At 62.6% G+C, this 11,038-nt stretch carries 13 protein-coding genes and 2 tRNA genes; 12 read left to right on the top strand and 3 right to left on the bottom strand.

The genetic code is table 11. From position 1 onward, the window contains the following. Window positions 1-191: 191 nt before the first annotated feature. The 4 genes from NKI85_RS26595 to NKI85_RS26580 are packed head-to-tail and all read left to right on the top strand — an operon-like array spanning window position 192 to window position 2,979. Entirely contained in the window at window positions 192-749 is a 558-nt protein-coding gene (locus tag NKI85_RS26595) for a CDP-alcohol phosphatidyltransferase family protein (RefSeq protein WP_352529414.1), read from the top strand. Further along, window positions 721-1,923 carry an AI-2E family transporter gene (locus NKI85_RS26590; RefSeq protein ID WP_352529319.1) on the top strand — a complete coding sequence of 401 codons (1,203 nt, stop codon included), beginning with the start codon at window positions 721-723 and terminating at the stop codon, window positions 1,921-1,923. The genes NKI85_RS26595 and NKI85_RS26590 overlap by 29 nt, the downstream gene beginning before the upstream one ends. Before the next feature lie 5 nt (window positions 1,924-1,928). Beyond that, entirely contained in the window at window positions 1,929-2,633 is a 705-nt protein-coding gene (gene hdaA, locus NKI85_RS26585) for a DnaA regulatory inactivator HdaA (protein WP_352529416.1), read from the top strand. A 10-nt stretch (window positions 2,634-2,643) separates the two neighbouring features. Next, entirely contained in the window at window positions 2,644-2,979 is a 336-nt protein-coding gene (locus NKI85_RS26580) for a hypothetical protein (protein ID WP_352529321.1), read from the top strand. Between the two features lie 440 nt (window positions 2,980-3,419). Here NKI85_RS26580 and NKI85_RS26575 read toward each other — a convergent pair whose 3' ends face one another. Further along, on the bottom strand, window positions 3,420-4,472 hold the full coding sequence (locus tag NKI85_RS26575; RefSeq protein WP_352529323.1) for a GlxA family transcriptional regulator: 1,053 nt from the start codon (window positions 4,470-4,472) through the stop codon (window positions 3,420-3,422). Between the two features lie 132 nt (window positions 4,473-4,604). Here NKI85_RS26575 and NKI85_RS26570 point away from each other — a divergent pair, with 132 nt between their 5' ends. Beyond that, entirely contained in the window at window positions 4,605-5,432 is an 828-nt protein-coding gene (locus tag NKI85_RS26570; protein WP_352529325.1) for an alpha/beta fold hydrolase, read from the top strand. A 116-nt stretch (window positions 5,433-5,548) separates the two neighbouring features. On the opposite strand, the gene NKI85_RS26565 is transcribed toward NKI85_RS26570, so the two are convergent. Beyond that, window positions 5,549-5,625 (bottom strand) — tRNA-Pro (locus tag NKI85_RS26565). Between the two features lie 159 nt (window positions 5,626-5,784). On the opposite strand from NKI85_RS26565, the gene NKI85_RS26560 reads away from it, so the two are divergent. Continuing rightward, window positions 5,785-6,090, top strand: coding sequence for an ETC complex I subunit (locus tag NKI85_RS26560; protein ID WP_352479279.1), 306 nt, complete (start codon window positions 5,785-5,787; stop codon window positions 6,088-6,090). A 56-nt stretch (window positions 6,091-6,146) separates the two neighbouring features. After that, window positions 6,147-6,223, top strand: a tRNA-Arg gene (locus NKI85_RS26555). Window positions 6,224-6,261: 38 nt separating this feature from the next. On the opposite strand, the gene NKI85_RS26550 is transcribed toward NKI85_RS26555, so the two are convergent. Next, on the bottom strand, window positions 6,262-7,170 hold the full coding sequence (locus tag NKI85_RS26550; protein ID WP_352778811.1) for a LysR family transcriptional regulator: 909 nt from the start codon (window positions 7,168-7,170) through the stop codon (window positions 6,262-6,264). 163 nt (window positions 7,171-7,333) lie between these two features. Between NKI85_RS26550 and NKI85_RS26545 the strand changes: the two genes are divergently transcribed. From NKI85_RS26545 to NKI85_RS26525, 5 genes are all read left to right on the top strand, one after another. Beyond that, window positions 7,334-8,524 carry an MFS transporter gene (locus tag NKI85_RS26545; protein WP_352529329.1) on the top strand — a complete coding sequence of 397 codons (1,191 nt, stop codon included), beginning with the start codon at window positions 7,334-7,336 and terminating at the stop codon, window positions 8,522-8,524. Continuing rightward, window positions 8,521-8,982 (top strand): cyclophilin-like fold protein, encoded by a 462-nt coding sequence (locus tag NKI85_RS26540; protein ID WP_352778809.1) that lies wholly within the window; start codon window positions 8,521-8,523, stop codon window positions 8,980-8,982. The genes NKI85_RS26545 and NKI85_RS26540 overlap by 4 nt, the downstream gene beginning before the upstream one ends. Before the next feature lie 16 nt (window positions 8,983-8,998). Then, window positions 8,999-10,015 (top strand): zinc-dependent alcohol dehydrogenase family protein, encoded by a 1,017-nt coding sequence (locus tag NKI85_RS26535; RefSeq protein ID WP_352529333.1) that lies wholly within the window; start codon window positions 8,999-9,001, stop codon window positions 10,013-10,015. 125 nt (window positions 10,016-10,140) lie between these two features. Next, complete coding sequence (locus tag NKI85_RS26530; RefSeq protein WP_352529335.1) at window positions 10,141-10,332, top strand: hypothetical protein; 192 nt, start codon at window positions 10,141-10,143, stop codon at window positions 10,330-10,332. A 72-nt stretch (window positions 10,333-10,404) separates the two neighbouring features. Further along, on the top strand, window positions 10,405-10,851 hold the full coding sequence (locus tag NKI85_RS26525; protein ID WP_352529337.1) for a hypothetical protein: 447 nt from the start codon (window positions 10,405-10,407) through the stop codon (window positions 10,849-10,851). The last annotated feature ends 187 nt before the right edge of the window (window positions 10,852-11,038 follow it).

Here is an 11,038-nt window from a genome sequence, read left to right as displayed (position 1 = left end):
CCTATGCATGAGGCTCTGCGCCGGCCAGCCGGCTTAACCCTCGTACCGTTGCATATCGGATGACGGGCCGCCCTCAGGCCCAGCAATCATAGGGACTAGTGCGGAGATTGGCAGCTTCTGCGTCGCTTCTCACTTGCCGTAACCCTCCATCTCCATCATGTATCGACAAACAAGAGCGACGGGATATGCGTTTGACCATCCCCAACATGATCACGATCATGCGCTTCGTGCTGGTGCCGGCCGTGGTGCTGGCCATGCTGCAGGAACGCTGGGACTGGGCCTTTGCCGGTTTCCTTATTGCCGGCATTTCCGACGGCGTCGACGGCTTCATCGCCCGCCATTTCAATCAGTTTTCCAGACTCGGCGCCTATCTCGACCCGATGGCCGACAAGCTGCTGCTGGTTTCCGTCTTCGTGGTCATGGGCTTCAGCGGCGAGCTGCCGCTATGGCTGGTCGTCACCATGGTGTCGCGCGATGCGCTGATCGTCTGCGCCGTCGTGCTGTCCACCGTCATGGCGCATCCGGTCGAGATGAAGCCGCTCCTGGTGTCGAAGGCCAACACCGCGATCCAGATCGTGCTGGCGGCGGTGGTACTGGGCGAACTCGCCTTTGACGTCCGTCTCGATCCGCTGAGGCCGGCCCTCATATTGCTGTCCGGGGTCTTGACCGTGGCTTCGGCCGCAGCCTATCTCGTGGCTTGGCTGAGGCATATGAGCGGCTATGGCGAAGGCTCCACACCGGGCACCTGACGAACGGTCCATCGACGCCGAGGCCGAAGCCGCGGCAGCGGAGGCTGCGGCATCGGCGTCGTTTCGCCGCCAGATCCGCTTCTGGCTGATCAGCGCCATCATCCTCGCCGCCTTCCTCTATGTGTTCAGCGGCATCCTTCTGCCCTTCGTCGCCGGAATGGTGCTCGCCTACTTCCTCGACCCTGTCGCCGACCGGCTGGAGCGGCTCGGCCTGTCCAGGCTGATGGCGACGGTGGTCATCCTCATCGCCTTTATCGTCGTCCTGGTGCTGGCCGTCGTCATCCTGGTTCCGATACTCGCCTCGCAGATGGCTGATTTCGCCAGCAAGCTGCCGGACTATCTGACCCGGCTGCAGAGCCTGATCACCAGCTTTGACCCGAAATGGCTGGAAGAGAAATTCGGCGTCGACGCCAACGGCCTGCGCGAAGGGTTGAACTCGCTGCTGACCTCCGGCTTCGGCCTCCTGACCGCCGTCTTCACCTCAATCTGGAGCTCCGGCGTGGCGCTGGTCTCGGTGGTCAGCCTGTTCGTGGTGACGCCGGTCGTCGCCTTCTACATGCTGCTCGACTGGGACCGCATGGTGGCAATCGTCGACAGCTGGGTGCCGCGCGACTATGTCAAGACGGTCCGGGCGATCGCCAGGGACATCAACACAGCGACCGCCGGCTTCGTGCGCGGCCAGGGCACGCTCTGCCTGGTGCTCGGCGCCATGTATGCCACCGGCCTGACGCTGACCGGACTGAATTTCGGCATCCTCATCGGCCTGTTCGCCGGGCTGATCTCGTTCATCCCCTATGTCGGCTCGCTGACCGGCCTGGTGCTGGCCGTCGGCGTCGCCTTCGTCCAGTTTTGGCCGGACTGGACCATGATCGCGGCGGTGGCCGGCGTGTTCTTCGTCGGCCAGTTCATCGAGGGCAACATTCTGCAGCCGCGGCTGGTCGGCAAAAGCGTCGGCCTGCATCCGGTGTGGCTGATGTTTGCGCTGTTTGCCTTCGGCGCGCTGTTCGGCTTCGTCGGCCTGCTGATTGCCGTGCCGGCCTCGGCGGCCGTTGCCGTTCTGGTACGCTTTGCCATCGCGCGCTATCTCGAATCGCCGCTCTACAAAGGCCATGCCGACGAGCCGGTGCCACCGCTGCCGGTACGGCGCCGCGGGGGCAGTGGCGCGCGCAGTTGAGCCAGATGCCGGACAACAAGATCGATCCGCCGCGCCAATTGCCGCTCGATCTAGGCCACGGCACCGGCTATTCGCGCGACGAGCTCGTCGTCTCCGGCACCAACAGCCAGGCGGCGGCGCTTGTCGACCGCTGGCCGGACTGGCCGTCGCCGGTGGTCGTGCTGGCCGGGCCGCCCGGCTCGGGGAAAACCCACCTGGCCTCGATCTGGCGGACCCGCGCCGGCGCCGTGAAAGTGGAGGCGGAGCGCATCGGCGACTGCATCGAAAATCTCGGCGCCCACCCGGCCCTGATCGACGATGTCGATGCCGGCCCGGTCGACGAAGAGGGGCTATTCCATCTGATCAACGCGGTGCGCGGCGCCGGCTCGACCTTGCTGTTGACGGCGCGGCGCTTTCCGTCCGCCTGGGGCGTCAGGCTGCCCGACCTGGCGTCGCGGCTCAAGGCGGCGGCCACCGTCGAGATCCACCAACCCGACGATCTTCTGCTGGCCGGCGTCATCACGAAACTATTCGCCGACCGGCAGGTCGAGGTCGAGCCGCATGTCGTGCAATATCTGGTGCGCCGCATCGAGCGCTCGCTGGCCACCGCAATGCGCGTGGTCGAGCGGCTCGACCGCACCGCGCTCGAGCGCAAGACGCCGATAACGCGCGCGCTGGCCACCGAGACCGTCAGCGCCATGGACGAAGGGCAGGGCGAGTTCGAGATTTAGAGGATACAAAATGACGTCTGAATTCAGTGCATACGACATCATTGATCCGTTTCTGATGTCGTGGGCAAATCGGCACGGAATACGGGTCGCCACTAAATATCGCGACGACGATGTCCGTTCTATCTGGGTCTACGACAAGAATGGCAATCGTCGTGCTCAGTTGTGGCTCGATCTGCCTGACGTCAACGGCAACGTAACCATTGTGGCGTCGGTGCTGGATCCTAAAAGCGCTACAAAATGGGGTGCCAGAGAGGAACGCCACGCGTCTCCCGAAATGCTGCAAGCCGCCCTTGAAGAACTACGGCCAATGGTTTTTGGCTGGGCCGGGGAAGGTGCATATACCTAGTTCTTACCTCGGCCGGTGTCTCATTTCGGGAAACAAACCTGGCATCTGTCTTGCACCTGACAGCTTGCCGGCTAACCCCGGTCCTGATTGCGTACCAAATCAGGTTGTAGGCTCGCCGGGAGATGGGGCGGTTGGGGTTCTCTTCCCGGCGAGCTTGCCATATGCGGCGATCCGACCAGTCGCCTTGAAGTGTGATTTTCTCGCCAGCTGATAGCGCCATTCTCAACGCTGTCGGTCTTGCCTGGAAATGATATCGGCGGCGTATTTTGATTGAGAGCCGTCCCACCCGCAGGCCGTGCATCGGCCGCTTTCGAAATGATGTTCGCAGTTTGGATATCCATAGAGCAGAGATGCGCATTCGGCACATAGACTGGCCATTGCGCTGCTGTCGGAAAAATATGTGCTGCCGCACTCATCGCAGGTCGCGATTGGTCGGTCCGTCATTGCTCTAGCCTCGCTACCGTTTCAGACCGATCGTCTCCCCCAAGCGCCGCTCGTTCCACGCCAAAGCGCCGACGGTAATCGCCCGGCACCAGCCCGGTTATCCTGGCGAATACCTTGCGGAAGGAGCCGGGATCGTCATAGCCGACCTCCCAGGCGATCTGGTCGATCGATCGTATCGTCGTTTCCAGCATCTCGCGCGCCTTGCCGACCCGCAGGTGCTGACAATATTCGGTCGGCTTGAGGCCGGTGGCGCTGCGGAAGCGGCGCAGAAAAGTCCGCTCCTCCAGCCTGGCGTGATCGGCCATGGCGCCAAGCGTCACATCGCGCGCGCCGTTCGCCTGCAGCCAATGCTGCACCTTAAGGATCGGTTCGTCGCCATGGGTCAGCCGTGGCGCAAACGGACTGTAAAAACGTTGCTCGCGGCCCGGCGGGTCGACCAGCATGAAACGCGCCGTGTCCATCATCACGGTTGACCCGAGCACCCTGTCCACGAGCTTGAGGCCGAGGTCGGTCCAGGCCATGTAGCCGCCGGCGGTGATGATATCGCCATTGTCGATGACCAGCCTGTCCGCATCGAGGAGGATGTCGGGAAAGCGTAGCGCCAGCGCGTCGCGATAGGCCCAGTGCGTCGTCGCCGCGCGACCGGACAACAGGCCGGTCTCGGCAAGCACGAAGGCGCCGGCGCAGACCGAACCGAGCGTCGCGCCTGCCGTGTGGCGATCCCTGAGCCAGCCGGCATAGGGCGCGGCCGCTTCGCGAGGGATCGGCTGCAGCAGGGTGGGCGGCAGGATGATCATGGCGGGTCCATCGCCCCGGCTTGGCCCGCTATCCCCGGCTTCGCTGTCCCCGGGCTCGCTGTCGAAAACGCGGATGACGGCGCTCTCCTGCAAGCGCCAATGGCTGACGCGAAGCCTCAGCGCGTCCGGCGACCGTTCGACAGCCAGCCGGTTTGCCAGCATAAAAAGATCGGTCAGGCCGAGCACGGCTGCTTCCTGCACGCCGGGATACAAGACAAGGCCGATTTCGATCAGATCACGCGCAGCCGTCATTTGTCAGTTTTGCCACGTTGAATGTCCGTTTTGCCAATGCTCACCCTGACAGCACTGTTATAATTTGTCCAGCTGAAGGGGGCTAAAAGCTTCCCTGTTACCCCCCCAACTTTTCCATCAAGGAGTAGAACGATGAGCACATTCACCACTCATGACGGCACCGAGATTTTCTACAAGGACTGGGGCAAGGGCCAGCCGATCGTCTTCCATCACGGCTGGCCGCTCAGCGGCGACGACTGGGACAACCAGATGCTGTTCTTCCTCGACAAAGGATACCGCGTCATCGCGCATGACCGGCGTGGGCACGGCCGCTCATCGCAGACCGCAACCGGCAACGAGATGGACACTTATGCCGCCGACGTCGCAGCGCTGGCCGCGCATCTCGATCTCAGGGATGCAATCCACATCGGCCACTCGACCGGCGGCGGCGAGGTGGCGCGTTACGTCGCGCATTATGGCGGCGGCGGCCGTGTTGCCAAGGCGGTGCTGATCGGTGCGGTGCCGCCGATCATGGTCAAGACCGACAGCAATCCGGGCGGCCTGCCGATCGAGGTCTTCGACGGCTTCCGCGCCGCTCTGGTCGCCAATCGCGCCCAATTCTACAGGGACGTGCCGGCCGGCCCGTTCTATGGCTTCAACCGCGACGGCGCCAAGGTCTCGCCAGGGGTCATCGACAATTGGTGGCGCCAGGGCATGATGGGCGGAGCCAAGGCCCATTACGATTGCATCAAGGCGTTCTCGGAGACCGACTTCACCGATGACCTCAAGAAGATCGAGGCCCCTGTCCTGATCATGCATGGCGACGACGACCAGATCGTGCCGATTGCCGACTCTGCGCTGCTTGCGGCCAAGCTGGTGAAACATGGCACGCTCAAGGTCTACAAGGGCCTGCCGCACGGCATGTGCACCACCCATCCGGAGATCATCAATCCGGATCTGCTGGCCTTCATCCAGGGCTGACGGCTGGAGCCTCTGACGGGCAGCGCGGAGATCCGTGCTGTCCGTCGGTCGCTTGAGCATGCCGATAGGTTCAAGCGTGATCCGCTTGCGCTGCCGACGAGATTTCGCGTGATGAATGGTCGGAGTGGAGAGATTCGAACTCCCGACCCTCTGGTCCCAAACCAGATGCGCTACCAGGCTGCGCTACACTCCGAACCGTCTGTTGCCTAGTGATTTCGGCCCGCCAAAGCAAGCGCAAAAACCATCGGCCTTGCTGCCGGCGGCATTGCGCAGTAATGACGGGTGAGTGCATGACCCGGGAATAGTAGTCTGGTTTCGAGGTCGTGTGCTTGCAACCAGCAATGAGGTGGTCATGTCAGCCCGCATTTTCAGCCCAGCCAAAACCGCGATGCAGTCCGGCAAGGCCAAGACCGGCCATTGGGTGCTGGAATTCGATCCGGAGCAGCGCAAGAAGATCGATCCGCTGATGGGCTACACCACGTCCGGCGACATGCGAAGCCAGATCAGGCTGACCTTCGACACCAGGGAAGAGGCGGTTGCCTATGCCGAGAAGGAAGGGCTGGCTTTCCGCGTCGAGGAGCCGAAGGAAATCAAACGCCGCCAGATTTCGTATGCGGAGAATTTCCGCTATGACCGCAGGACACCCTGGACGCATTGATCCTATGCCGGCCCTGCCGGCGCCCAACAAATCAGCCGGTCGTGCGGCCGGCCAGCGGTCCCGTAGCTCAGCTGGATAGAGCACCGGCCTTCTAAGCCGATGGTCACAGGTTCGAATCCTGTCGGGATCGCCAAACAATTCAGTGTACGGCCCGGAGACATAGGTTACGGTTTATACCCGTGTTCGACCTGCCTGATGCCGGAGGGCATCGACGATCACCTTGAACGCTGGCGAATTCTGGCGGCTGCTGGGGTAGTAGAGATAATATCCGGCAAATTTCGGCGACCAAGGATCGAGGATCAGCTGCAGGCGGCCAGCAGCGATGTGATGCATGACGAGATTGTCGGGTACATAGGCGATACCGTACCCCGCAATGGCGGCGTCGACCATTGGGTAGGACGAGTTGAAAATGAGCTGGCCGTCGACGCGCACGCGAACGTCCTGTCCATGGTTTTGGAACTCCCAAGCATAGAGTCCGCCGCCAGTGGTCATGCGCATATTGATGCAGTTGTGGCCGATGAGATCCTGCGGCGTCCGTGGGATCGTGCGATCGGCGAAGTAGGTCGGCGCGCCGACCGCGACGAGACGCCAATCGGGTCCGATACGGACCGCGATCATATCCTTTTCGAGGCTTTCGCCGAGCCGGACACCGGCGTCGAAGCCGTCCTCGACGATATTTCGCAGGCCATTGTCCCGGCTGAGTTCCAGCTTGATGTCCGGATATTCGCTCAGGACGGGCTGCAGCTTCGGCCATACCACGCTCTCAAACGCGTGGTCTGACACAGTGATGCGCACGGTGCCGGAAGGCTTGTCGCGATAGGCCGTCAGGGCAGCGATGTCGGTCTCGATTTCCGCGATGCGCGGCGCGAGCGATTGACGAAGCCGCTCCCCGGCCTCTGTTGTCGATACGCTGCGTGTCGTTCGCGCCAGGAGCCGCAACCCCATACGCGTTTCGAGCCGCTTGATGGTGTGGCTGAGGGTCGACTGCGTAACGCCGATCTTGGCGGCCGCTTTGGTAAAACTGCGTTCTTCGGCTACGACCAGAAACCACAGCAGGTCGTTGAAATTCTCCCGCGCCATGCAGCCTCCTGTGAACCAATCTCTCCCCATATTTATGTTTCTGGTCGATAAGTTCAAACGAATTCAAGAGGCTAATCATGGCAATCTTCCAGTGCCATCTTTCGCCGTGGACAAGCCGCCCGGATCGCATCGGGGCGGCCGGCTTGCATGTTCGGTGAAATTCATGGACACGACTTTCGACGACAGGCTGGTTGAGCCTCGCACGGCCTGGGGCGCGGTGTTTTCGATGGCGCTTTGCGTCGCCGTTCTCATCGCCTCCGAGTTCATGCCGGTCAGCCTGCTGACGCCAATAGCGGGCGATCTCGGCATCACCGAAGGTCGCGTCGGTCAGGCAATCTCCATCTCCGGCGTCTTTGCGGTCGTCACCAGCCTGCTCATCGTCGCTCTCGCGAAGCGCATCGACCGCAAGCGCGTTCTGCTCTCCTTTTCGCTGCTGCTGGTGGCGTCCGGCGTGGTGGTGACATTCGCGCCCAATTACACGGTGCTGATGATCGGCCGCGCCTTGCTTGGAATCGCCATCGGCGGATTCTGGTCGATGTCCACCGCGATCGTCATGCGTCTGGTGCCGGAAGACTCCGTGCCTAAGGGGCTGGCGATGATCAACGCCGGCAACGCCATCGCGGCCACCGTATCGGCCCCTCTGGGGAGCCTGCTCGGCGATCATGTCGGCTGGCGCGGCGCGTTCTTCCTCGTGGTTCCATTGGCGTTGTTCGCACTGGTGTGGCAGTGGCTCGCTTTGCCTTCGCTGCCACCGAGGCGGCGCCAGGCGTCGGGCAGCGTCTTCAGGCTGCTTTTGCGCCGGCAGGTGGCACTCGGCATGACGTCGATCCTGCTGCTTTTCATGGGCCAGTTCGCGCTCTTCACCTATCTTAGGCCGTTCCTCGAATCCGTGACCGGTTTTAGCGTTTCGACCCTGTCGGCAGTCCTCCTCGTGATGGGCCTCGCCGGCGTTGCCGGCACCTGGACCATCGGCGAGTTGGTCAGGACGCGCCTTTATGGCATCGTCATCGCCATTCCGCTGATCATGGCATTGCTGGCGACGGCGCTGATCGCGTTGGGATCGATGCCAATTGCCGTCGCGGCGCTGTTGATCGGCTGGGGCTTCTTCGGAACCGCGGCGCCTGTAGGCTGGGGCACCTGGCTAAGCCGTGCATTGGGCGACGACGCCGAGGCTGGCGGTGGCCTGCAGGTAGCCGTCATCCAGTTCGCCATTACGCTCGGCGCTGCGACAGGCGGCCTGTTGTTTGACGCCTTCGGTTGGCGGAGCCCTTTCGGGTTCGGCGCCGTGTTGCTGCTGGGATCGGCTCTCGCCGCGGCCGCCGCGGCCTGCGATCACAGCCGAGGCGCGAGATGAAGCCCGTCACGCGCCGCGCTGCGATCGTCACGCTGCTGGGCAGCACCGTCGGTTCATCCATCGCTCTTGCCCAGAGCGGGCGAGCGGCACCCTCAGAGAGAATGATCATGCAGATCGCAATCGACGTGAGCGGCACGCGCTTGACGGCATCGCTGTTCGACAATCCAAGCGCCCGCGACTTCGCCTCGATGCTGCCGCTCGATCTGGCGCTTGAGAACTACGCCGCCAACGAGAAGATCGGCTATCTGCCGCGCAAGCTGACGACGGACGGCAGCGGTCCCTTTGGCGGCGAGGCCATTGGTGACATCGCGTACTATGCGCCGTGGGGCAACCTCGCCTTTTTCTATGGCGGCTACCGATATTCGCGAGGGCTGATCCGGCTTGGAAGGCTCGACGGCGATATCGCGCCTTTGCTGCGCGACGGTCGTTTCACGGTGCGCATCGAGCGCCTGCCATGATGTAAAGGAGAAAATTATGCTTGGAACAATTCTTTACGGTCCCGGCGACATTCGCTGCGAGGAGGTCGAGGAGCCGAAGCTCCTCGCGCCGACCGACGCCATCGTCAAGCTCTCGGCAAGCTGCATCTGCGGCTCCGACCTGTGGCCGTATCGCGGGCTTCAGCCGGTGAACGAACCGATGCATATGGGCCACGAATATTGCGGCGTGGTTGTGGAAGTCGGCAGCGCGGTCCGGACTGTGAAGCCAGGGCAGTTCGTCGTCGGTTCGTTCTGCATTTCCGACAACACCTGTCCGCATTGCCGCTTCGGCTTCCAGTCATCGTGCGAGCAACGCGAGTTCATGAGCCGCGCGCAAGCGCCGCTGGCTCGCGTGCCGCTCGCCGACGGCACTCTGGTCGCTACCGCGGAACTGCCCGAGGACGATCTTATTCCGGGCCTGCTGGCGGCGTCGGACGTTCTCGGCACCGGCTGGTACGCAGCCGATGCCGCGCGGGTGCAGCCAGGCTCGACGGCCGTCGTCGTGGGCGACGGGGCGGTTGGGCTGATGGGCGTGCTTGCGGCCAGGCAGATGGGCGCGGAGCGGATTATCGCCATGAGCCGTCACAAGACGCGCCAGGACCTCGCCCTCGAATTTGGCGCGACCGACATCATCTCCGAACGTGGTAGCGAGGGCGTGGCCCGGATCAAGGAACTGACCGACGGCGTCGGCGCGGAATCGGTGCTGGAATGTGTCGGCACGCAGGAATCCATGATGCAGGCCATCAACTGCGCGCGTCCCGGTGGTTCGATCGGCTTCGTCGGAGTGCCGCACGGCGTCCAGCTCGACGGCCAGGGTTTGTTCTTCGCTCAGAAAAGCTTGCTTGGCGGTCCCGCTCCCGTGCGGCGCTTCCTTCCGCACCTGATGGACCTCGTACTCGATCGCAAGATCAATCCCGGAAAGGTCTTCGATCTCACGCTGCCGCTTTCGGATGTTGCCGAGGGTTATCGCGCCATGGATGAGAGGCGGGCGATCAAGACGCTGCTCCGGGTGTGAGCAGCAGCTAAACACTTTCCGGAAACCGGTGCGCCAAAACGGCGCACCGGTTTCCGCCATTTTGTCGTGTATCGCAGGAGAAAGCGCCGAATAAATGAGCGCGCCCTCAACAGGATTTCCGAGACATGACAGCGATGGGCGCGGCGGCACTGCTGATCCTTGTCCTGACCTATGCCGGCATCGCCATCGGCAGGATACACGGGCTGCGCCTCGACAGGGCAGGGATCGCGCCGCTCGACGGTCCACTTTTGCGTATTGAACTCCGCTATTTTGGTCCCAAGCGAATAGCGTCTCCTGCCTCACTCCCACCTCTTTGACCGGCTTGGATAGTGTCAGGGCTTGTCGTTCCAGTCCTTGGTATTCGACCAGGAGTAAACGGTGGATCATTCATGAAACTTATTCTCGTCCTGGCTGCCTTGGCGCTGCTTAGCGCTTGCAAGACCAGCGCCACGCCTCCGGCCGCTGCTTCGGTCCCGGCTCCTGCCGTGACGACGCCAAGCACAGCGGGTTTCGATCCGCTTCCTGGCGACGCGCTCAAGTCATTGATCGTCGGGAAAGCGCTTCACCTTTCGGGCACGAGCGATAGCACTGCCACATACTTTGCCGACGGCAGATACGATTCCGTTGATGCGAACGGCCATTCGACGGGAACCTATGCCTTTCAGGGTGACAAGGTTTGTGTGACTTTCTCGACCGGCCCAACCCGGAAAGGGAGCAAGCGGTGCGACCAGGTTGCAATGATCGGCACCGACTACTGGCTCATCGCCACGGACGGCCAACGGTCGAAGGTCAAGTCGATCGAGCCTGTAGCCGGGTCTGCGCCTAAGCCGTCATAGCACCGGTCTAAGCCGTCGCAGCATCGGTCTCGTCCCGCCAAGTCGCCGGCCACGGCTCGGCCATCTTCCTTGTTGTCGGATTTTGGACTATTCGACGCTGACAACGGCGCCGGCGCAGCTCTCGTCGGCGGATATCGCGTCAGGCACCGAGGTCGGTTCCGGACAGATACATTCGCCGACGGCCCGA

Source organism: Mesorhizobium sp. M0571 (assembly GCF_040320985.1).
GTDB lineage: Bacteria > Pseudomonadota > Alphaproteobacteria > Rhizobiales > Rhizobiaceae > Mesorhizobium.
Note: the sequence above shows the minus strand (reverse complement) of the source record. Positions and strands in the feature narration are given on the sequence as shown.

What these genes read in the sequence shown, in the direction of transcription:
- NKI85_RS26545 (WP_352529329.1), top strand. Translation starts at nt 7,334, where the DNA reads ATGGACACGACTTTCGACGACAGGCTGGTTGAGCCTCGCACGGCCTGG.
- NKI85_RS26575 (WP_352529323.1), bottom strand. Translation starts at nt 4,472, where the DNA reads ATGACGGCTGCGCGTGATCTGATCGAAATCGGCCTTGTCTTGTATCCC.
- NKI85_RS26570 (WP_352529325.1), top strand. Translation starts at nt 4,605, where the DNA reads ATGAGCACATTCACCACTCATGACGGCACCGAGATTTTCTACAAGGAC.
- NKI85_RS26550 (WP_352778811.1), bottom strand. Translation starts at nt 7,170, where the DNA reads ATGGCGCGGGAGAATTTCAACGACCTGCTGTGGTTTCTGGTCGTAGCC.
- NKI85_RS26525 (WP_352529337.1), top strand. Translation starts at nt 10,405, where the DNA reads ATGAAACTTATTCTCGTCCTGGCTGCCTTGGCGCTGCTTAGCGCTTGC.
- hdaA (WP_352529416.1), top strand. Translation starts at nt 1,929, where the DNA reads ATGCCGGACAACAAGATCGATCCGCCGCGCCAATTGCCGCTCGATCTA.
- NKI85_RS26535 (WP_352529333.1), top strand. Translation starts at nt 8,999, where the DNA reads ATGCTTGGAACAATTCTTTACGGTCCCGGCGACATTCGCTGCGAGGAG.
- NKI85_RS26590 (WP_352529319.1), top strand. Translation starts at nt 721, where the DNA reads ATGGCGAAGGCTCCACACCGGGCACCTGACGAACGGTCCATCGACGCC.
- NKI85_RS26580 (WP_352529321.1), top strand. Translation starts at nt 2,644, where the DNA reads ATGACGTCTGAATTCAGTGCATACGACATCATTGATCCGTTTCTGATG.
- NKI85_RS26560 (WP_352479279.1), top strand. Translation starts at nt 5,785, where the DNA reads ATGTCAGCCCGCATTTTCAGCCCAGCCAAAACCGCGATGCAGTCCGGC.
- NKI85_RS26540 (WP_352778809.1), top strand. Translation starts at nt 8,521, where the DNA reads ATGAAGCCCGTCACGCGCCGCGCTGCGATCGTCACGCTGCTGGGCAGC.
- NKI85_RS26530 (WP_352529335.1), top strand. Translation starts at nt 10,141, where the DNA reads ATGACAGCGATGGGCGCGGCGGCACTGCTGATCCTTGTCCTGACCTAT.